General features: G+C 65.5%; 21 protein-coding genes. 10 read left to right on the plus strand and 11 right to left on the minus strand.

The features are described 5' to 3' along the window. Positions 1-56 precede the first annotated feature (56 nt). Complete coding sequence (locus ACRYLT_RS14175; protein ID WP_482664731.1) at positions 57-1,094, plus strand: UDP-glucose--hexose-1-phosphate uridylyltransferase; 1,038 nt, start codon at positions 57-59, stop codon at positions 1,092-1,094. Then, positions 1,091-2,236 carry a galactokinase gene (gene galK / locus ACRYLT_RS14180; RefSeq protein ID WP_482664732.1) on the plus strand — a complete coding sequence of 382 codons (1,146 nt, stop codon included), beginning with the start codon at positions 1,091-1,093 and terminating at the stop codon, positions 2,234-2,236. Before ACRYLT_RS14175 ends, galK begins: the two co-directional genes overlap by 4 nt. A gap of 22 nt (positions 2,237-2,258) precedes the next feature. Here the strand turns inward: galK and ACRYLT_RS14185 are convergent, their stop codons facing one another. The 3 genes from ACRYLT_RS14185 to ACRYLT_RS14195 form a co-directional block, all read right to left on the minus strand. Beyond that, the gene (locus tag ACRYLT_RS14185) at positions 2,259-3,968 is read right to left on the minus strand and encodes a DEAD/DEAH box helicase (RefSeq protein WP_482664733.1); all 1,710 of its coding nucleotides are present in this window, start codon (positions 3,966-3,968) and stop codon (positions 2,259-2,261) included. Between the two features lie 46 nt (positions 3,969-4,014). After that, a complete protein-coding gene (locus ACRYLT_RS14190) occupies positions 4,015-5,199 on the minus strand; it encodes a BaiN/RdsA family NAD(P)/FAD-dependent oxidoreductase (protein ID WP_482664734.1) in 1,185 nt (394 codons plus the stop codon). Between the two features lie 342 nt (positions 5,200-5,541). Continuing rightward, the gene (locus tag ACRYLT_RS14195; protein ID WP_482664735.1) at positions 5,542-6,510 is read right to left on the minus strand and encodes a helix-turn-helix transcriptional regulator; all 969 of its coding nucleotides are present in this window, start codon (positions 6,508-6,510) and stop codon (positions 5,542-5,544) included. 188 nt (positions 6,511-6,698) lie between these two features. Between ACRYLT_RS14195 and ACRYLT_RS14200 the strand changes: the two genes are divergently transcribed. From ACRYLT_RS14200 to ACRYLT_RS14210, 3 genes are all read left to right on the plus strand, one after another. Next, positions 6,699-7,190, plus strand: a complete 492-nt coding sequence (locus ACRYLT_RS14200; RefSeq protein WP_482664736.1) for a DUF1579 domain-containing protein — start codon at positions 6,699-6,701, stop codon at positions 7,188-7,190. Then, complete coding sequence (locus tag ACRYLT_RS14205) at positions 7,187-7,666, plus strand: DUF1579 domain-containing protein (RefSeq protein WP_482664737.1); 480 nt, start codon at positions 7,187-7,189, stop codon at positions 7,664-7,666. The genes ACRYLT_RS14200 and ACRYLT_RS14205 overlap by 4 nt, the downstream gene beginning before the upstream one ends. Before the next feature lie 76 nt (positions 7,667-7,742). Beyond that, positions 7,743-8,429, plus strand: coding sequence for an NIPSNAP family protein (locus tag ACRYLT_RS14210; RefSeq protein WP_482664738.1), 687 nt, complete (start codon positions 7,743-7,745; stop codon positions 8,427-8,429). A 91-nt stretch (positions 8,430-8,520) separates the two neighbouring features. Here ACRYLT_RS14210 and ACRYLT_RS14215 read toward each other — a convergent pair whose 3' ends face one another. Further along, complete coding sequence (locus tag ACRYLT_RS14215; protein WP_482664739.1) at positions 8,521-9,642, minus strand: MFS transporter; 1,122 nt, start codon at positions 9,640-9,642, stop codon at positions 8,521-8,523. Next, complete coding sequence (locus ACRYLT_RS14220; RefSeq protein ID WP_482664740.1) at positions 9,639-10,379, minus strand: 3-oxoacyl-ACP reductase family protein; 741 nt, start codon at positions 10,377-10,379, stop codon at positions 9,639-9,641. Before ACRYLT_RS14220 ends, ACRYLT_RS14215 begins: the two co-directional genes overlap by 4 nt. 98 nt (positions 10,380-10,477) lie before the next feature. Between ACRYLT_RS14220 and ACRYLT_RS14225 the strand changes: the two genes are divergently transcribed. Continuing rightward, complete coding sequence (locus ACRYLT_RS14225; protein WP_482664741.1) at positions 10,478-11,116, plus strand: TetR/AcrR family transcriptional regulator; 639 nt, start codon at positions 10,478-10,480, stop codon at positions 11,114-11,116. A gap of 137 nt (positions 11,117-11,253) precedes the next feature. On the opposite strand, the gene ACRYLT_RS14230 is transcribed toward ACRYLT_RS14225, so the two are convergent. From ACRYLT_RS14230 to ACRYLT_RS14240, 3 genes are all read right to left on the minus strand, one after another. Next, positions 11,254-11,508, minus strand: a complete 255-nt coding sequence (locus ACRYLT_RS14230; protein WP_482664742.1) for a hypothetical protein — start codon at positions 11,506-11,508, stop codon at positions 11,254-11,256. A gap of 3 nt (positions 11,509-11,511) precedes the next feature. Then, positions 11,512-12,018 carry a hypothetical protein gene (locus tag ACRYLT_RS14235; protein WP_482664743.1) on the minus strand — a complete coding sequence of 169 codons (507 nt, stop codon included), beginning with the start codon at positions 12,016-12,018 and terminating at the stop codon, positions 11,512-11,514. A 425-nt stretch (positions 12,019-12,443) separates the two neighbouring features. Beyond that, entirely contained in the window at positions 12,444-13,304 is an 861-nt protein-coding gene (locus tag ACRYLT_RS14240; protein ID WP_482664744.1) for an amidohydrolase family protein, read from the minus strand. A 414-nt stretch (positions 13,305-13,718) separates the two neighbouring features. Here ACRYLT_RS14240 and ACRYLT_RS14245 point away from each other — a divergent pair, with 414 nt between their 5' ends. After that, a complete protein-coding gene (locus ACRYLT_RS14245; protein WP_482664745.1) occupies positions 13,719-14,681 on the plus strand; it encodes an alpha/beta fold hydrolase in 963 nt (320 codons plus the stop codon). A gap of 400 nt (positions 14,682-15,081) precedes the next feature. Here ACRYLT_RS14245 and ACRYLT_RS14250 read toward each other — a convergent pair whose 3' ends face one another. After that, the gene (locus tag ACRYLT_RS14250; protein WP_482664746.1) at positions 15,082-15,504 is read right to left on the minus strand and encodes a PAS domain S-box protein; all 423 of its coding nucleotides are present in this window, start codon (positions 15,502-15,504) and stop codon (positions 15,082-15,084) included. A 323-nt stretch (positions 15,505-15,827) separates the two neighbouring features. On the opposite strand from ACRYLT_RS14250, the gene ACRYLT_RS14255 reads away from it, so the two are divergent. Then, positions 15,828-16,256 (plus strand): nuclear transport factor 2 family protein, encoded by a 429-nt coding sequence (locus ACRYLT_RS14255; protein WP_482664747.1) that lies wholly within the window; start codon positions 15,828-15,830, stop codon positions 16,254-16,256. Positions 16,257-16,356: 100 nt separating this feature from the next. Here ACRYLT_RS14255 and ACRYLT_RS14260 read toward each other — a convergent pair whose 3' ends face one another. Beyond that, the gene (locus tag ACRYLT_RS14260) at positions 16,357-16,770 is read right to left on the minus strand and encodes a nuclear transport factor 2 family protein (RefSeq protein WP_482664748.1); all 414 of its coding nucleotides are present in this window, start codon (positions 16,768-16,770) and stop codon (positions 16,357-16,359) included. Positions 16,771-16,967: 197 nt separating this feature from the next. Then, positions 16,968-17,363 carry a hypothetical protein gene (locus tag ACRYLT_RS14265; protein ID WP_482664749.1) on the minus strand — a complete coding sequence of 132 codons (396 nt, stop codon included), beginning with the start codon at positions 17,361-17,363 and terminating at the stop codon, positions 16,968-16,970. 117 nt (positions 17,364-17,480) lie between these two features. On the opposite strand from ACRYLT_RS14265, the gene ACRYLT_RS14270 reads away from it, so the two are divergent. Both ACRYLT_RS14270 and ACRYLT_RS14275 read left to right on the plus strand, forming a co-directional pair. Beyond that, on the plus strand, positions 17,481-17,816 hold the full coding sequence (locus ACRYLT_RS14270) for a helix-turn-helix domain-containing protein (protein ID WP_482664750.1): 336 nt from the start codon (positions 17,481-17,483) through the stop codon (positions 17,814-17,816). A gap of 49 nt (positions 17,817-17,865) precedes the next feature. After that, positions 17,866-18,906, plus strand: coding sequence for an autoinducer binding domain-containing protein (locus ACRYLT_RS14275; protein ID WP_482664751.1), 1,041 nt, complete (start codon positions 17,866-17,868; stop codon positions 18,904-18,906). Positions 18,907-19,080: the final 174 nt, after the last annotated feature.

Consider the following 19,080-nt stretch of genomic DNA (forward strand, 5'->3'; position numbering starts at 1 on the left):
TTTGCTCCGCTGAATCCGGGTTGACGCTGTCCCCTCTCCCGCGGGAGTGAGCCGCCATGAACGCCTCGTCCAGCGGAGAAAGTGTTCCGCATCGCCGCTTCAATCCGCTCAACGGAAGTCATGTTCTGGTTTCGCCCCAGCGCGCCTTACGTCCCTGGCAGGGCGCCGTCGAGAAGGCGATCGGGGATCCTCCGCCTGCCTACGATCCGCATTGCTATCTCTGCCCCGGCAATCTCCGGACCAGCGGGGAACGCAATCCCGACTATCCCGGCACCTACGTCTTTCCGAACGACTTCCCCGCCCTCACCGGCGAACGCGCCTCGCCCGCCAGCGACGATCTGTTCATCGCCGAGGAAGCCACCGGAGAGATGCGCGTCGTCTGCTTCTCCCCCGATCATGGAGCCACGCTGCCCGAGCTGCCGCAGGCGGCCGTTCGAGCCGTCGTGGACACCTGGTGTGCACAGACCGCCGAACTGGGTGCGATCTACCCCTGGGTACAGGTGTTCGAGAACAAGGGTGCCGCGATGGGATGTTCCAATCCGCACCCCCACGGGCAGATCTGGGCCACCGGCTTCGTCCCCGACGAGCCGGCGCGCGAAGACGCCTTGCAGCGGGACTGGTTCGCCCGAACCGGGCGACCCCTGCTGATCGAAGTTGCGGAACGGGAACTGTCATTGGGCCAGCGACTCGTCCTTGCCAATGACGACTGGCTTGCCGTCGTCCCCTTCTGGGCGGCCTGGCCTTTCGAAGCGCTTCTGTTGCCGCGATTCTCGGTCGCCCGGCTCCCGGATCTCGGTTCAGCGCAGCGCGACAGCCTGGCAGCCGCCATTCGCGAACTGACCATCCGTTACGACAATCTGTTCGAAACGAGCTTTCCCTATTCGATGGGTTGGCATGGTGCGCCGTTCGACGGCGACGCCGAAGGTTGGCAGCTTCATGCCCATTTCTACCCGCCGCTGCTCCGCTCCGCGACGGTAAGAAAGTTCATGGTCGGGTTCGAAATGCTCGCCGAAGCGCAGCGCGACCTCACCCCGGAACAGGCGGCAGAACGGCTTCGCGCGGTCGGCAACGTCCATTATCGGAGCCGGTCATGAGCGTCCCTGCTCGTCTTGTCGATCGGATCCTGGAGGCCTTCGCCGGCCGCTTCGGCGGATCTCCGACGCTGATGACCTATGCCCCCGGTCGGGTGAATCTGATCGGCGAGCATACCGACTATAATGACGGCTTCGTTCTGCCCTGCGCCATCGATCGGGGCACGATCGTGGCCGCTCGTCCACGCGAAGATTCGCAGCTTCGCTTGTTCGCCGCAGACCTGGAAGAGGAGGACAGGTTCGATCTCGAGACGATAGTCCCCAGTGCCTCGCGACCCTGGTCCAACTATATCCGGGGAGTCGCCTCGCTGCTGGGCGGACCGGCTCGCGGCGCCGACATCGCCGTCGCCGGCAACGTTCCGCAGGGAGGCGGCCTGTCCTCCTCCGCCTCGCTCGAAATCGCTACCGGACGCGCTCTGGCCGAAATGTGGGGCCTCGAGCGAAGCCTCGACGAGCTGGCGCTGATCGGCCAGCGTGCCGAACATGAGTTCGCCGGCTGCGCGTGCGGGATCATGGACCAGCTCGTATCCGCGCGGGCCGAGGCCGGGGCGGCTCTGCTGATCGACTGCCGCTCGCTCGACTGCAGATCAGTGCCGATCGCTTCGGGGATCATGGTCATGGTCGCCGACTCGCGAGTCCAGCGTGGCCTCGTCGACAGCGCCTATAACGAGCGACGCCGCCAGTGCGAGGTCGCTTCCAGACATTATGGCGTACCGGCGCTGCGTGATCTCGACAGCGCCACGCTCGAAGCCGGACGGGGGGGGCTTGATCCGGTCAGCTTCGCCCGCGCCCGCCATGTCGTTTCCGAGAATGCCCGAACCCTCGCCGCAGCGTCGGCGCTCGCCTCCGGTGACCTGCGCCAGCTCCGGATGTTGATGGCGGAGTCGCACAGGTCGATGCGTGAGGATTTCGAGATCACCGTCCCCGCCATCGACCAGCTCGTCGGCATCGCCCAGAAGGCGGTCGGGGAGCAAGGCGGCGCACGCATGACGGGCGGCGGCTTCGGTGGCTGCATCGTCGTCGTCGGCCCAGAGGATCGCGAACAAGCGGTACGGGAGGCGATCGCGGCCGATTATCGATCACCCACCGGCGAATCCGCCCAGGTGCTCGTCATTCGACCGTCGGCAGGAGTCACCCTCCTCTGAACGCGCTGCGCCGGGCGCCGGATCAGCCGCGCGAGCGGCGCGGTCCGGAACCCTTGCGGAACGGCTTGGGCTGGTGACGCGGTGACGGCGGCCCGCCCCGTCGCTGCTCGCGCGCCCGATGGCGTGGATTGCCCTCCGCCGCTTCGATCCTGATGCCGCCCTCGCCCTCGGAATCGCTTCCGGCGGTCCGTTTCAGCGCCGCCGCAAATTTGCCGGCAACGGCGCTTCGGACCTCGAACAGGGTCTCGCCCGCGGTGATCCGGATCGCTCCGATCTCGTTCTTGGTGATGTGTCCGCGGCGGCAGAGCAAGGGCAGGATCCATCGCGGGTCGGCATTGTCCCGCCGGCCGACGTCCATCCGGAACCAGACGGTCTGCTCGAACCCAGGACGTGGACCGTCCGACCGTTCGCGCGGTGCGGCCCCCGCGTCGGTCAGCTCTTCGGCCGCCGGAAGCCGCGAGCGATGGGTCCGGACCAGCGCCGCGGCAATCTCTTCGGGGCTCTTCTGTTCGAGGAGCTGGCGGCCCAGTCCGAGATCCTCGTCATCGATCTCGACCGGGGCGAGCAAGGTGGAAAGCAGCCGCTCGCGATCGGCCCGGGCGATCTGTTCCGGTGTCGGCGGCTGGATCCAGTCGGCGGCGATTCGCGCGCCGCGAAGCATCGACTCCACGCGCTTCCGGCGCGGATAGGGAACGACGAGGACGGCAATGCCCTTCTTGCCTGCACGTCCGGTGCGGCCGGAGCGGTGCTGCAGGGTCTCCGCGTCGCGCGGGAGCTCGACGTGGACGACGAGGCTGAGACTGGGAAGATCGATCCCCCGAGCCGCGACGTCGGTCGCGACCAGGACCCTTGCCCGGCCATCGCGAAGCGCCTGAAGCGCCTGATTGCGCTCATTCTGGCTGTGCTCACCCGACAGGGCAACCACGCTGAACCCCCGCTCGGTCAGGCTGGAATGGAGCCGGCGGACATTGTCGCGAGTCGCACAGAAGAGAAGTGCCGACTCCGCCTCGTGCAACCGAAGCAGGTTGACGACGGCATGTTCGATGTCGGCCGGCGCTACCGCCATCGCCTGGTAGGCGATATCGCCATGCCCCCGCTCCTCCCCGATCGTCGAGATCTGCAAGGCGTCGCTCTGATAGCGACGGGCAAGTGCGAGTATCGGCCTCGGCATCGTCGCGGAGAAAAGCAAGGTTCGCCGGACCGAAGGCGTTGCGTCGAGTATCTCCTCCAGATCCTCGCGGAAGCCCATGTCGAGCATCTCGTCGGCCTCGTCGAGGACCACCGCCTTGAGCTCGCCAAGATCGAGAGCGCCCCGCTCCAGATGGTCGCGAAGGCGGCCCGGCGTGCCGACGACGATATCGGCGCCGTGCGCAAGGCTGCGCCGCTCCCGCGACGGATCCATTCCTCCCACACAGGTGGCAATTCGCGCCCCAGCCTTGCCGTAGAGCCAGATGAGCTCGCGGCTGACCTGGAGCGCCAGTTCACGGGTTGGCGCGATCACCAGGGCGCGGGGCCTCGGCGTCGGGGCGAAACTGCCGTCGGGCTCGAGCAACTGCGAGGCCATGGCCAGGCCGAAGGCCACGGTCTTGCCGGAACCGGTCTGAGCGGACACGATGAGGTCGCGGCCTTCGGCGCCGGCCTCGAGAATTGCGGCCTGGACCGGGGTCGGGCGATCATAGCCGCGTTCAGCGAGCGCTTCTCCGAGAAGCGGCGGAAGAGTTTCGAATGTCATATCCTGTCCAAATGGGGGTCGCGGGCCGGACCACAAGAGCAGCGAGTCACAAGGCTTGTGCGGCCGCCCAGCCGCTGGACCAGGCCCACTGGAAATTGTAGCCGCCGAGCCAGCCGGTGACGTCCACGGCTTCACCGATCGCATAAAGGCCCGGCACTCGGCGGGCCTCCATCGTTTGCGAGGAAAGATTGTCGGTCGAGATCCCTCCGGCCGTGACCTCCGCCTTTGCGAAACCTTCGGTGCCCTCCGGCCGGAAGCGCCAATCGGCGAGCTTCGCTTCCGCCAGTCGAAGCCGCTCGTCGGCAAGGTTGGCGAGTTCGCTCCACAGGCCGATCTTTCGGGCAAGGGTCTCGGCCAGTCTCCCGGGGAGCAGCTCACCAAGCAAGGTGTGGAAATGAGTCCTCGGGCGCGCTCGCTTCGCGGCCACGGCCCAGCCGGCAGGCTGATCGGGAAGGAAGTCGATCGCGACCTCTTGTCCGTGGCGCCAGTAGGATGAGACCTGAAGGATGGCGGGCCCTGAAAGGCCGCGGTGGGTGAACAAGGCCGCCTCCCGGAAAGCCGCCTTGCCGGCCCGGGCGACGACCTCCGCCGAAACGCCGGAAAGCTCCCGAAACAGCCTTTCTTCGCCGCTGAGGGTCAGCGGCACCAGGGCCGGCCGCGGCTCGACGATCTTCAGGCCGAACTGGCGCGCCAGATCGTAGGCGAAGCCGGTCGCCCCCATTTTCGGAATCGAGGGACCGCCGGTCGCGATTACCAAAGCGGGCGCCATCGCCACGTCCTCGCCGAAGCGGACCGTGAAGCGTCCATCACCATGGCTGACTTCGTTGATCGGCTTGCCGAGCGAAAGGCGCACCTGCCCCTTGGCGCATTCCGCCGTCAGCAGCCCGACAATCTCCCGTGCCGATCCGTCGCAGAAGAGCTGGCCGAGAGTCTTTTCGTGCCAGGCAATGCCGTAGCTTTCGACGAGCGCGAGGAAATCCTCGGGGCGATAGCGCCTCAACGCCGACTTGGCGAAATGGGAATTGGCCGAAAGGAAGCGATCGGGCGCGCAGTGCAGGTTGGTGAAATTGCAGCGCCCGCCGCCCGAAATGAGGATCTTCTTCCCCGGCCGATCCGAATGATCGATCACCAATATCCGGCGGCCCCGCTGGCCGGCGACGCCGGCGCACATCAGACCGGCGCCGCCGGCGCCGAGGACGATCGCATCGAAATCACGGCTCCTGACGCTCATGGACGGTGCCCATGGCACGGAGCTGAGTTCGGGGGGAGATTCATTCGGCCCCTCAAGAGCAAGACGGTTCATTTCGATCAGGATTTCGCTTCAACCACGAACGGGATTGATGTTGGACAGTTGGTCCGGACCGGGCGTCAAAGTCCCGTCGCCGGTCCCACCGACGTTCGTTACCAAAGGACCCCTTCCGGCTGCCTTGCTCTCAAGGGACAGACAAATCGCCTGCGGGAGCGACGCCTCTTTGGGTCAGGTAGAAAAATCAGACTGGAAGCGGCGACTGCTTGGTCGCTGCGTCGCTACCGAAGCGGTTGGCCGCCTCCCCTTTCGCCTGAGCCAAGAAGATCATGACGGACCAGACTCGTACAGGGCTTCGACCCGTCGGGCGCGTTGCAGCAGTTCCTCACGCAGCTCCTTCGGCTCCAGAACTTCGATCTCATCCGAAAACCCGAGCAAAAGGCCGGCCGCATGCTCGATCGTCTCGATCGGGACCGACGCCTCGCGCCATCCCTGCGGGTCGGGCTCGGCCGAGCGCAGGCTTTCCGCCATGTCCGCCCCCAGCCGGTCCAGCCGGTCCATGCAGGACTTTGCTACCCTGAGCACCGCGGTTCCACGCCTGAGGCTCGCTTCGAAACCCTCGACCGACTCGCTCCATGTCCGCTGCAGATCGAAATCCTTCGGACGCTCGAAGCTTTCGTCGAGCATGGCGGCTTCGCGGACCTTGTCGAGCCGATAGATCGCGACCCCCTTTCCCGACCCGGCCAACAGGTACCAGCGTCCGCCCTTCATCACGACCCCGAGGGGCTCGACCGTCCGAAGCCGGGTGCGGCTCCAGCTCTCGTAGTTCAGCTCGAGCCGGCGGCTTTCCCACACCGCCCCGGCGATGACCTGAAGATGTTCCGGAGGACGGGGGCGGCTGTACCAGTCGGATGGGTCCAGATGAAATCGATCGGCAACGATCTGGGCGCCCTCCCGGGTCGCCGCCGGCATCGCCGCCAGCAGCTTCAGGCGTGCGGCCAGAGCAGTTGTGGCGAGACCAAGGTCGGCGGCCGCCGCGGGAACGCCCGCGAGCAGCAGGGCCTCCGTCTCCGCGGTGGTCAGACCGGTGAGGCTGGTCCGAAACCCGTCGACAAGCGCAAATCCGCCGCTGGGGCCGCGATCAGCATAAACCGGCACACCGGCGGCGCTGAGCTCATCAATGTCCCGATAGATCGTGCGCTTGGAGACCTCCAGCTGCTCGGCAAGATCCGCAGCCGTCATCCGGCCTCGCGATTGAAGCATCAGAAGGATCGAAAGGAGCCGGCTGGCACGCACATTTTTCTCCTACCTTCGGAATGCTGACAGAGGATGTCAGCTAATGCTCGCTATCGTCCGTTTCTGTCCATTCAATCCGGAGCGACCATGTGCCAGAAGCGCGACGATCATTTGCCAGACGGGAGCTCCTCTCGCTCCTCAGCGTCCTCCCCGTTGTTCCCTTGTTTCCAGCACCGGCGGGAGCCGTCATGAGCGGGTCAGAGGGTTCCGCCGGCGAACGGGATTTCGATTTTCTTCACGGCCGATGGTCTGTCTTACACCGGAAGCTCCGCGATCGACTCGTCGGAAGCGCCGACTGGTACGAATTTCCGGGCACCCTTGAGGTCTGGCCGATCCTCGGCGGCCTCGGAAATATCGACGAGAATGTGCTCGACGACCCGTACGGTCGCTATCGAGCCAATTCCATCCGAACCTTCGACCGACGCCGGGACGAGTGGTCGATCTACTGGGCCGACGGCCGCTTCGGCGGCCTCGATAAACCCGTCGTCGGCCGGTTCCTCGACGGGCTCGGCACCTTCTACGGGGACGACGAGCTGAACGGCCGGCCGATCCGCGTCCGCACCACTTATCAGCTCTACGGTCTCGAAGCGGCTCGCTGGACCCAGGCTTTCTCGCCCAATTCGGGGTCAAGCTGGGAAACCAACTGGATAATGGAGTTTACAAGGGAGGGTCGCGCGTGACCTCGATAGAGTCTGCTCCGAGCGATTTCGCTTTCCTAACAGGAAGTTGGGAGGTCCAGCACCGCAAACTGGCTTCACGTCTCACCGGCTCGAACCAGTGGATCGAGTTCGGCGGGACCTGTCGAGCCTGGGAGTTGCTTGGCGGGTCGGCGAATGTCGACGACAATTTCCTGGACGACCCCAACCAAAGCTATCATGCCGATACCTATCGTCGACGGGATCCCGAGACCGGCCAATGGTGGATCTGGTGGCTGGACCCGCGCCACCCGCTGGACCCGCCGGTCGTGGGCGGATTCCGGGACGGCGTGGGCACCTTCCTTGCCGATGACCAGCTGAACGGCCGTCCCATTCGGGTCCGCTTCATATGGTCCGACATCTCGGCCGATTCCGCGCGCTGGGAGCAAGCCTTCTCGCCCGACGCGGGCGCCACCTGGGAAACCAATTGGGTCATGACCTTCCGCCGGACCGGCAACTGAAGCGGCCGCCGGACCCACCCCTGCGCGATCGATCGCGCCCGCGGGGGAGGAACCACGCGCTCGAAAGGATCGAAACATGAGCGATGTGCAAGTGATCGAGCTACGCCAGTATACTTTGTTCAAAGGGCAGCGGGACAAGCTGATCCAGCTTTTCCACGGGGAGTTCGTCACCCCCCAGGAAACCGTCGGCGCACGTGTTCTGGGAACCTTTGTCGACCTCGACGATCCGGACCGGTTCGTCTGGTTCAGGGGCTTTTGCGACATGGCTGCGCGGGAGAGGTCCCTCGCCCAGTTCTACGGTGGACCTGCTTGGCGCCAGCATCGCGAAGCCGCTAATTCGACGATGCGCGACTCCGACAATGTTCTGCTTCTTCGTCCCCGCGGCGGGATCGATCTTTCGGCTCTCGCCGCTGACGACCCGGGCCCGCTCTCGGTCATCATCTATGGTCTCCGCGGTGTGACGCCCGAAGTCTTCGCTGATTTCTTCGAGCGGGCGCTGCTCCCGCCGTTTCTGGACCTTGGAGCGGAGACTGTCGCTTGCCTGGAAAGCCACCCCGGGCCCAACAATTTCCCGCGACTTCCGGTGCGCGAAGACGAACCCGTATTCGTCTGGGTGGGGCGCTTGCCCGACCGGGCTACGCTCGAAGGTTTCGAGCTCGGCCTGACCCGACTGAGCGGGTGGCGTGACGAGGCAGCGCCGGAACTGCTCCGCTCTCTCATGCGCAAGCCCGAGCGTTTGCGATTGGCCCGGCCGAACTGCTAACCAGCACCCTGAAGCGCCTCCCGCGCGCCACTGCCCTGGATCGGAACCCGAGGGCAAATGCATCCTTAACATCCAGCCGATCCGCATAAGGTCACGAGGCCTGCCCAGTGGACCCGATCCGTCGCACCGACCCCATCGAGAGCAGCGCAAGCAGTGCAGTCGTGCTCGCTAGGCCGATGAGACCACCCAGTTCGAGCGCCTGGCCGCCGGCAAAACTGCCAAGGGCGATGCCGATGTTTGCAGCCGAGATGTTGAGGGATCCGGCAAGCCTCGGAGCCTCGGGCATCGCGGCCATAAACCGCACCTGACTGAGGACGAAGCCCGCCGAATGGGCGATGCCCCAGACCAGCATCGCCGCTCCGATCGCCGCTGCCCCGAGCGGCTCGGCGACAGCCAGCCAGGCGGCCGACCCCGCGACGGCGAGCAGGACGCCCTGAGTAGCCGGCAGGAGCCACTTCGCGAGCAGGCCGGCCAGCACGTTGCCGCCCAGTCCGGCGATCCCGAAACCGAGCAAGGCCAGCGTGACGGCGTCCGATCCGAGACCGGTACGGTGCAGGAGAAGGCCGACATAGCTGAAGCCACTGAACATCGTTGCGAACAGCAAGGCGGAAAGCAGCAGGTGTGAGCGTATGATCGGTGCGGCGAGCCGCTCGAGCGATACTCGCTGTTCCGCTGCATTGCCGCGGCCGCCTATCAGCAAACAGCCTGCGCCTGCCGCGAGGGCGAGGAGACCGATGGCCGCCATCGGCACGCTCCAGCCCAAGCGCTCCGCTGAAGAGGTGCCGACCGGCGGTGCAATCGTCCCACCGATCGTCACTCCAACGTAGAGGAGCGCCACGCCCTTGCCAGCACCGAAGGTCGACGCGAGTCGAGCCGCGGCGAGGCTCATGAACAGAGGCAGCGCCGCGCCCTGGAGCAGGCGAAGGGCTGCGGCGACCGCGAAGGTCGGAAACGGAAGCAGGAGCAGGTTCGCAGCGAAGGGCAGAAGAGAAGTGGCCAATACCGGCCCAGGTCGGAAGCGCGTCGTGGCGGCAACCAGCAGAGGCCCGATCAAGGCGGAAGCCAGCGCGAACAATGTGACAAGCCAACCCAGTTTCGATGGCGAAAGGTCGAGCTCGGCCGCCATTGCCGGCGCGAGGCCGATGACGATGAACTCGGCACCGACGACGAGCGCGGCACCGAACCCCAGCAAGGCGGCCCAGGCCCGCTTCATGCGTTCGCGCCATTGTCCACGAGTATCGCCGTCCCGGTGATCGCTCCGGCCTCGGGCGATGCGAGATAGGCCACCGCAGCGGCAATATCGGCCGGCGTGCCGTAGCGCTTGAAGGCGGTCCGGGCCACCTGAGCGCCAGCCTGCTCGCCGTCGGCCGGATTCATGTCGGTGTCCGTCGAACCGGGATGGACCGTATTCACGGTTATCCCGCGAGGCGCGACGTCCCGCGCCAGCGCCTGCCCCATCATCGCGAGACCCGCCTTGCTCGCCGAATAAGCGGCAAGCCCCTCATGGGGCGCCTGAAGCGCGAGATTGCTGCCGATCGCGATGATCCGTCCCCCCTCGCCCATGTGCGGCAGAACCGCTTGCACCGCTACGAAGGCCGCACGCAGATTTACCGCCATGACCGAGTCGAAGTCCTCAAGACGGAGGGAGTCGACCGGAGCGCCGACGAATATGCCGGCATTGTTCACGAGGATGTCGATCCCGCCGAACGCACCCGCTGCGGTTTCAACGGCGGACTGGATGGCGTGCGCCTCGCGATTGTCGGCGCCGATCGCCAGCGCCTTTCGTCCAGCCCGCTCGATCTCTTCAGCCAGTCGATCCGCCGCCATGGCCGACGAGGCATAGGTGATCGCGACATCCGCGCCTTCGGCCGCGAGCCGACGAGCAATGGCGGCGCCGATGCCGCGGCTTCCGCCGGTCACGAGGGCGCGTCTTCCATTCAAGCGTGTCATGTTCATCTCCATTCTGTAGTGATCGATACATATATGGAGATGAGTTGCGGTTCGGGTCAAGGAAAATATATAGTGTCCGCTACAAAAGGAGCGGGTTCATGGCTGAACGCGGACGACCCCGGAGTTTCGACCGGACGAAAGCCCTCGATCGGGCGATGCGTCTGTTCTGGGAAAAGGGCTATGGCGGCGCCTCGCTTGCCGAGCTGACGGAGGCGATGGGGATCAATGCGCCCAGTCTGTATGCCGCTTTTGGAAGCAAGGATGAGCTGTTCCGGGAGGCGGTGGAACATTATGTCCGCTGCCAGGGAAACAGAATATGGAGCGCGCTCGAAGAAGCGCCGACGGCTCGCGAGGCGATCGAGCGGTTCCTCCTTGAAACGGCCATCGCCTATTCGAGACCGGGCGACCCGCCCGGTTGTCTCGTCGTCCTCGGAGCGCAATTCGCCCTTGACGAAGCCAATGCTGCTTATTCCGAGTTGAGAGCTCGCCGCCGCGAGAATCTCCGTGAGATCAGCACCCGACTTGCAAGGGCGGTTGATGAGGGCGAGTTGCCTGCCACCTTCCCTGTCGACGACGCAGCCGCCTTTTACCTCAGCGTCCAAACCGGAATGTCGGTGCTCGCCCGGGACGGTGCCGACCGCGCCGCGCTAGAGGCGGTCGCTCGAGGCGCAATGCTGGGCTGGGACCGCTGGTCCGCCGCCGAGCCGGATACCCATAAGGCTGGCCGGCGAGGCTGAGCTCAATCGGTAACCTGGCGGTCCCCCCGCCCCGGACCCAAGCCCGGCTCAGCTGAAGTTCGCGATTCGTGCCCCGGAAGGCGGAAGCCGCACCCAGCGCCAGTTCCCAGGCCGTCGGCCCCCGGCGGGCCCGCCGCTTAGGATTTGGCGGCTGAACTTGCCGCGTTCAGCACGACCTGCGCCCGGTCAACGGCCCCAAGGATGACGGCCGTTTCCTCGTCGACGAGCAGCAGGCGCGGCGGCGATTCAAGGCCGAGCCGCGCCGCCACCTGATCCTCGGCGTCCGTTAGCTCCATACAGGCACCCGCCAGTCGCCGACGCACGCCGGGGCCAAGATCGGCGAAGCTGGGAAGGTGGCGCCGCCGTGTGAAGAGCCGGTCCAGCCAGCGCATGGGTCAGCTGCCGGCCTTGTGGAACGGCAGGATCGCGAAGGCGACCGCCTGAAGCAGCAAGGACAGAAGGATCAGCCTGAGCGCCCACGTCCGGTGGCGCGCGCTGGTCGCATTGCCTCGAAGATATTGCTCGTAGGCGACCGCGTAGCTCGCAGTCAGCACGGCACGAAGCCTTGCTTCCGCTTCCTCGGCGTCCTTCGCTCCCTCCTGCACTTCGACCAGGCCTTCCAGGCGCGGCGGTTCATGGTAGACGAACAGCCATTCCGACATGACGACGTGCCAGGCCGACGCGAACAGGGCGGCGATGGCGGCAAGGCCGAGCACCATGATCGGGAGGGTCGCAGCTTCCCGCCAGCGGTCGACTTCGAGCTCGAGAGCCAGATTGCTCAACGCGAACACCGCGAAGGAGATCGCGGCGACGGGTGTGCTGATGCTGCCCCGGATAGTCTCCCGGCGCGAACGCTCGCTGAGGAAAAGCGTACGACAATGCTCAAGGTGGAGGGCCGTCACGGAAGCCGCCACTCTCGAGTTGGAGAGCCACGCGGGTTCATCGCAGTCCGTCCACCGCCCATTCGTCCCGCAGTCTGCCTCGACGAAACACCGACGCCGTACTCTTTCGGACGAGTGCTGTAGCCATCACGAGGAGAAACGAGACGGGCCAGCAGTGGTTGCAGGGCGATCTGCAGCAGCTTCCGCGTGTTGGACCAGCAAGAGCTTCCAATCTGTCTCACGCTCAACTTGCTTGGGAGCACCGGATCCGGATGTCATCCGTCGACATTGCCGCGAAGCGGTCGGATATCCAGGATTTGCTGCGGGAAGCCGTTAACGCAGTGCCATGCAGGCCCGTGCCTACCTTCCCGGGATTGGCAAGTGGGGACGCCTGATTCGCCGGATTGGCAAATAAGCGTCGAGAGGCCGGAAACGAATTGGGCGGCTCAGCGCCCGCCGCCGCCGAGAAGCCTGTGCGCATTCTCGAACCTGATCCTCCTCTTCTCCTCATCGGTCAGGCTGAGCTGCTCAAGCGCCTCGGAAGCTTCGGCGAACGTATACTGAGGATAATCGGAACCGAGTAGCACATGGTCGATGCCCACATTGCGGACTGTCCAGACGAACTCCTCGGCAAGCGGCGATCCGGCGACGAGATTCACCGTCGCCGAGATGTCGAAATAGATGTTCTCGCCGAACAGCCCGTCCGCGGTCCGTGCCGCCTTGAGGATGTTCCAAAGCCGGAAATTCATCCCGCCCATGTGAGTGAAAATGAATGTCGTGCCAGGAGAATGCAGCGCCAGGTTGAAGAGACGTTCGCTGTCGCCCGGCAGAATGCCGGCATTGTCCATCATCACGATCACGTCGAGCTCTCCAGCAAGACGCACCAACTCCAGAACACGGGGATCGCCGGCGTCGAAAATCTGCGTGTGGGGATGGATCTTCAGCAGCCTCACGCCAAGACCGGCAACGCGCCGCAGCTCCTCGAGCGCATCCTCGCCATCATAGGGATGCACCGTCGCGGCAGGATGCAGACCGGCTCGCCGGTCAGCCAGCGCGATGATGGCATCGTTCGCAGCCCGGATCACGCCCGTCTGCCCGTGGCGTGCCTGGTTGGGACCGCCGAACCAAATGACGCCGACGCCGGAAACCTCCTGCCCCGCCGCCCGCAGCTGCGCCTCGTAGCGCCGAAGCGAGTCCTCTCCCGCGTGGAGATGGACGTGAATGTCGAAGCCCGTTCGCGAGCTAGCCTCGGCGGGCGAGGCGGATGCGAGCAGGCTGGCGATCAAGCATCCAATCGATATGGGCATCCAAACAGGTCCTTGCCTCCACGATGCATTCGTCCTGGCCATCCCAACCGCAGGATGCCTTCTGATGAAGCGCCATCCGCCTCGCGGCGACCAAGACGGCAGCACAGCGCGGAGCGCTCGACGTGCGTGATCCATCGTGCAAACAGCCGTCGCGGCTCTGGTGCCGAGCTGGCGGCGCCTCGGCAACTACCTGACAGGTCATTGCGGAGTTCTCCTGAACCGGGCCGAATTGTCCCGCTTTCCACCGGTAGAGGGCGGGCCTGGAACTCCTCGTCACATCCCGTCTGCCTATCGCCAAACCAAAGAGGGCCACTAGCGCACCGAGCGCCTCCCTGTCCGCCGAGCGTGCAGTGTTCGGTCGCCCCTACCTGGGGCGTAATTGAAGCCGATCGGGGCAACATGCAGGAAGAGGGCATGAGCGAATCCGAACCCACCGGCAGCAGCCCGGCCTCGTCATCCTTTCGTCCCCTCGGCTACGATGGCGACCCGGGGGAGAATGACGGCGTCTCCATCTGGGGCGCCGCCGAATTCCACGCCGCCCGCAGGTTCGCCGACCTGCCGACAGGCCGCATTGCTTATGTCGAGCGAGGTTTCGGCCCCGTCGCGATTTTCCTGCACGGATATCCGCTGAACGGATTCCAGTGGCGCGGGGTCATGGCCCGCCTGTGTGCGAGCCGCCGTTGCATCGCGCCGGACCTGATGGGACTCGGCTATAGCGAGGTCCCAGACGGAACGCCCCTCTCACCGGAGGCGCAGGCCAGAATGGTGGTGGCGTTCATGGACGAGCTGGGGATTGGCGACGCCGATCTCGTCGCAAACGACAGTGGCACCGGAATCGCGCAGCTCCTCGCCGCAAGCCATCCCGGACGCGTGCGCAGCCTCCTGCTCACCAACGGGGATGTCGAGGACTATTGTCCACCGCCCCTGCTGATGCCGTTCATCGAAATGTGTCGCAGCGGCGAGGCCGACGAATGGTTCGCGCGGCACCTGGTCGATTCCGGCTGGGCCCGTTCCGGAGAAGGCTTGGGCGTGACGTTCGAAGATCCCGCAGCAGCCCTGACGGACGAGGTGCTCGAGACATATCTCCGGCCGCTAGCCTCATCGCCGGAGCGCCGCGTTCAGGCTCGCCGGTACGCGATCGAGATGATTCCGAACCCGCTTCCTTCCATCGCAGCGCAGCTTAGGCAATTCCTCCGTCCGGCCCGAATGGTCTGGGCGCGCGACCAGGACTTTTTCCCGGAGGAGTTGGCGGTCTGGCTGGACCGGACAATTCCCGGGTCCCGCGGAGTCCGGTTTGTGTCGTCTGCAAGATTGTTCTTCCCGGAGGAGCGTCCCGAGCTGGTCGTGGAAGAAGCGCTGACACTCTGGGCTGATTGAAGATCAGAAGATCCGGTCGACTCTCAGCTGGCTTCCCCAACTCCGCTGCGCCTGACTGCGATCCGGTCGTGCAGATCACTCCCGGAGAAGCGCTCCGGCGGATGATGCCGCAGGGCGCTGCGGTTGAGAAAATCTTCCTGCGAAAGATCGATCGCCGCATTCGCGGCACCTAAACAGCCCCCAGCCGGGCTCATCCGTCTCGCGCGTGAGGCTGGCTTGCTACCGATTGAGAGACCCGTCCGGAACGGGCAGGCTTGAATGTGTCGTCAGTGCCCGGTCCGGACAGTCCACAGCAAGCTTCGTCCAGTCACGCCTTAACCAAGGGTCCCAAGGTCCACCTGATACGGCCGGATCGCTGCAGGAGACTTTGTGGCGTATGACTTCCCAGGCCGGGGATCGTTCAATCGAACGCATCCTTGAAGATGGGTGGGAGGTCCTTCTCGGATGCATTCGGTAGCGCGGCCGAGAACGCGACCCACGCACCGGTCGAACGGCCGAAGGCATCGCAAAGCAGGATCTGCCGGAACGGGTGGACCTTGACCGTGCCGTCTGCATGCAGGACTGGAATATTGCCGGCCGACTGCGGCCGATCCACGCCGGTTCGCTCCATGGCGCCCCGAAAACCGCGCCAATGCCGGTCGCGATACTTGGGCGGGATGATGAAGTCGACCGAGCGGCCCGTTACCTCTGCGGCGTAGAATCCGAATATCCGAGCCGAGTCCTCGCTCCAGAAAAGGACAACGCCTTCGCGGTCGACCAGAACCTGCGCCGAATACTCCGATGACGCCAACCCTTCAGCACGGACTTCGAAGGTCATCCGCATGTCTCACCGGCTTGGATCGGCCACTCGCACCAGTTGCACAGCTACCCCTCAGCCCGCCGGTGAACGCGATGAGATCCCATTGAGCCGCGCGGCATGGTCAGAGGCAATCCGTGCAGAGCACCCGCCTGCCGTAGCGCCCGTGGCAAGTCTGAAAAGGTCTCGTCGCTCCATTCCCGCCGAAGTTCCTCCATGGACGACGCCTTGTTGCGGCGAACTGAAGCCGACGTCGATTATCCAGCAGGTAATTGCCGCGCCCCAGCCGCCGGCTATGCGTTGCTCACCACAGGCAGGAGACAGCACGAATGCCGCCAAGGAGAGCGATTTTGGCGCTGACGCTCCTGCTGGGGGCGTGTCAGCTGGAGACTGGCCAGACCTCCGGAAGCGCGGCCACGCCTGGAGGTTACGAGCAGGCAGCCGCCGCGCTCGATTCGGCGATCTCCGCGAAGGACAGGGCCACACTGGAGTCACTCATCGCCGAGGATTTCGTGTGGATCCGCGGCAGCGGCGCCAAGGGCGACAAATCGGCCTTCATCGCCGCCCTCACCGCGCCATCGATCAGGATCGAGCCGTTCCGGCCGAGCGAAGTCCAGTGGATCCTCGAAGGGAATGCGGCCCTTCTCACTGCCACGAACAGCTTACGGGGGTCGATCGATGGTGAACCCTTCCTCGATCGCCACCGGTTCGCGGACCACTGGCTCTGGCGGGACGGCCGCTGGCGCCTGGTCTACGCCCAGGTGACCCCCGCCCCCTGATCGGCCGAGACACCCTAGTCGTCCCGCAGGCGCTGGGCCGCCCTCCGCCGAGCCACGCCCGAAGATCGGGAAGTCCCCGGAGGAGGCGGGCGGACAAGGCTCATCCGAGCAAGCGGCGCTCCGCAAGAAATCGAAAGACGGGATGGTCGGAGTGGATATGGTTCTCCTGGACATATCCCTCCCGCAGGATCAGCCGATCGACGCCGGTGATCGTCCCCGCCCCCACCGGCGGCGCACCCTCCACGATCCAGCGAACGAAGGCGACATCCCCGTCGCGGGCGTGTTCCGTCACCCTGGCCGAGAAGAAGGGAAAGGCAGCGAGAAAGTTGGCGATGCCCCGGACATAGGCCTCGCGCCCGACGAGTGGTGCAGTCGCGCAGGGCCAGTGGCCCCGCACGTCCGGCCAGACCACGTCTGCCACGACGGCGGGATCCCTGAGCGTGGACCAGAAATAGGAAAATCCCTCAACGGACCAGCGTGTGCGTGGTCCTGGCGCCTGGTGGGGTGCAGACATGGCTTTCTCCTCAATCGAGGTGGAAGTCGATCGAAACCGAGCTTGCCGGCTTGGGAAATCGCTTCCGGCTCATCCCTCGAGTATCGGCAACCGGTTCCCCTTGCCGCCGGCGCCGAGTTCCAACCGCCGGGCGTGCCCTTGAGCAATCCTGTCACTGTCGCAAAGAGCCGTCGGCACGACCTCTTGTTCGGGAGCGGTCAGGCGGCTGCTTGGGCTTTTGAATGCCCGGGCATGTGCCGATACTCCGCCAGTGCGAGAGCAGCGACCACCAGAGCCTGCGCGAGAATGAAGAGCGTTCCCAGAAGGGTCGGCCGGGTCAGGAACAGCACCCCGACACTCGCCAGGACCCAGCCGACATTGCCGACGACCGCGACCAGCACGAGCCCCGTGCCCAGACGAGACGTTCGCGACATCCACCAGAACAGGGCAGCAACGCCGAGCAAGGCGAGACCGGCAAGCAGGATCAGGGCCGAAGGCAGACCAAGCGGCCCGGCGAGGGACGATGCTCCAAGGCTCATCACCAAGCCGGAGAGCAGGCACGTGAGAGCGTCGAAGGCGAGGACGCGGCGAACGGAATGATCGGCTCTGGTCATCACGGCACTCCTTCTTTGGCCTCCATTGCATCGCAAGCCCGCACGGCGCGGTCGATTACCCGGCACGTAATCGCGCTCCCACTCCAGGCGGGATAGTGGCGGCACCGGAGGTGCGACATGGCGAGAGCATGTAACGAAGCGGGCAGGCAGCTGCAGGCCCGGCGCCTGAAGCGCCGGATGAGCCAGAAGGATCTGGCGCCGGAAGTGGCGATCTCCGCAGGGCGTCTCAGCCTCCTGGAGACCGGTCGTGGCCGCCCGGGTCGCGCGATGATCCTGCGCGTGACCGAAGGACTGGAGATGCCGCCGTGCCGATGTAACAGGCTGTTTCCTGCTGGCCGGACAGGCATCGGGGACGTGTCGTCGCCGCGCTGGTCGAATCGTAGCCCGCGCCTGAAGTCCGGCGGTGCGAGAGGAGCATACGCCTCGGTGCCGCTTTCGCTACCCCGCAGGTAATCGACCGCCCGTCAGCGCACCCCTCTCGTCAGCACCATAGCAAGCGAAGATGCAAACGATCGACGACAGGTCGGATGGCCGGACACCCTTCGGCCGAGCACTGGCGCGATGGCGCGCACACCGCGGCGTTTCGCAGATGGAGCTGGCGCTGCGTGCCGACGTCTCGGCCCGGCACGTCAGCTTCCTCGAGACCGGCCGCGCCTCGCCGAGCCGGACGATGGTGATGAAGCTCGCCGAGGCGCTGGGCCCTCCTCCGGGACCGGTTGACGAACTCCTCCTCGCCGCCGGCTACGCGCCGCACGGTCCCGGCGCATTCAGCCGTGATGCGATGACGGCTGCGGGATGGCGACGTCACACCGGGCCCGACCTGGTCGACACGCTCCTCGAGATCCAGGATGCAGCCCATGAAGATACCGCGGCCGAGATTGCCTCCGTTGCTCTGGCGAAGCGTGGACTCACCCATTTCCTCACCGGAACGATCAGGCAGTCCGACGGCAGCGCGGCGGACGTCCGGCTCGGCAATACCAGCCATGGGCTCCTTTGCTGGATCGCCCATTTCCGCCAGCAGGGTTATCACGGCGACTGTCCCTTCACGCGAGCTGCAGCCACCTGGCGGCGCCCTTTCTTCTGGGAGGACGTCCTGCGCACCAGACCGCGCCTGACTTCCCGTGAAAAGCAGATACTCGGAGAAGCGGCGGAGCATGGGGTGCGAACCGGGTTCGTGTTGCCGATCCGGCTACCGGACCGGCGCATCCACGCGCTTTCCGCGATGGGAGAGCAGGTCGATGTGTCCAATCCCCGCACGGCGATCGAAGCCAGATTGATCGCGACCGCCTTGCTGGAGCATCTGGAGCGTGCCCGCGTGCCGGACAGGCCCTCCTCGCCGCGTCTGGGCCTCGGCGAGCTCGATTCTGATTGCCTGCGTTGGGCGGCGGCGGGACGCGACCTGGAATGGATCGCCGAGCGCCACGGCAAGCGGGTCGATGAGGTCGACAAAATCCTTGCCCGCGCCTGCACCGCTCTGGGAGCGACGGATTTCGGCCAGGCCGTCGTGCGTGCGAGACGCTACGGCCTGGTGGAGTTCGCCTGACGGACCTGATCCGTACCGTCGGCCAGTGGAAGCAGTTTCGGACGCGTGAGCGTGGAAACCGCCCTGCCCTCGGCGGCCATCAGCACGCCACGATCACGCGCGGTCCGGGATCGACCGCCCGATTACCCCAGAGGTTATCGCAATCCGGCGCCAGCCTCTGCATGTGAGGCCCGA

The sequence above is a fragment of the Sphingosinicella sp. SM1-17 genome (assembly GCF_056821765.1).

Excerpts from the sequence above, each read along its gene's own strand:
- ACRYLT_RS14250 (WP_482664746.1), bottom strand. The coding sequence starts at position 15,504 with ATGCGGATGACCTTCGAAGTCCGTGCTGAAGGGTTGGCGTCATCGGAG.
- ACRYLT_RS14245 (WP_482664745.1), top strand. The coding sequence starts at position 13,719 with ATGAGCGAATCCGAACCCACCGGCAGCAGCCCGGCCTCGTCATCCTTT.
- ACRYLT_RS14200 (WP_482664736.1), top strand. The coding sequence starts at position 6,699 with ATGAGCGGGTCAGAGGGTTCCGCCGGCGAACGGGATTTCGATTTTCTT.
- ACRYLT_RS14175 (WP_482664731.1), top strand. The coding sequence starts at position 57 with ATGAACGCCTCGTCCAGCGGAGAAAGTGTTCCGCATCGCCGCTTCAAT.
- ACRYLT_RS14265 (WP_482664749.1), bottom strand. The coding sequence starts at position 17,363 with ATGACCAGAGCCGATCATTCCGTTCGCCGCGTCCTCGCCTTCGACGCT.
- ACRYLT_RS14275 (WP_482664751.1), top strand. The coding sequence starts at position 17,866 with ATGCAAACGATCGACGACAGGTCGGATGGCCGGACACCCTTCGGCCGA.
- ACRYLT_RS14215 (WP_482664739.1), bottom strand. The coding sequence starts at position 9,642 with ATGAAGCGGGCCTGGGCCGCCTTGCTGGGGTTCGGTGCCGCGCTCGTC.
- ACRYLT_RS14225 (WP_482664741.1), top strand. The coding sequence starts at position 10,478 with ATGGCTGAACGCGGACGACCCCGGAGTTTCGACCGGACGAAAGCCCTC.
- ACRYLT_RS14270 (WP_482664750.1), top strand. The coding sequence starts at position 17,481 with ATGGCGAGAGCATGTAACGAAGCGGGCAGGCAGCTGCAGGCCCGGCGC.
- galK (WP_482664732.1), top strand. The coding sequence starts at position 1,091 with ATGAGCGTCCCTGCTCGTCTTGTCGATCGGATCCTGGAGGCCTTCGCC.
- ACRYLT_RS14220 (WP_482664740.1), bottom strand. The coding sequence starts at position 10,379 with ATGACACGCTTGAATGGAAGACGCGCCCTCGTGACCGGCGGAAGCCGC.
- ACRYLT_RS14240 (WP_482664744.1), bottom strand. The coding sequence starts at position 13,304 with ATGCCCATATCGATTGGATGCTTGATCGCCAGCCTGCTCGCATCCGCC.
- ACRYLT_RS14185 (WP_482664733.1), bottom strand. The coding sequence starts at position 3,968 with ATGACATTCGAAACTCTTCCGCCGCTTCTCGGAGAAGCGCTCGCTGAA.
- ACRYLT_RS14190 (WP_482664734.1), bottom strand. The coding sequence starts at position 5,199 with ATGAGCGTCAGGAGCCGTGATTTCGATGCGATCGTCCTCGGCGCCGGC.
- ACRYLT_RS14210 (WP_482664738.1), top strand. The coding sequence starts at position 7,743 with ATGAGCGATGTGCAAGTGATCGAGCTACGCCAGTATACTTTGTTCAAA.
- ACRYLT_RS14260 (WP_482664748.1), bottom strand. The coding sequence starts at position 16,770 with ATGTCTGCACCCCACCAGGCGCCAGGACCACGCACACGCTGGTCCGTT.
- ACRYLT_RS14230 (WP_482664742.1), bottom strand. The coding sequence starts at position 11,508 with ATGCGCTGGCTGGACCGGCTCTTCACACGGCGGCGCCACCTTCCCAGC.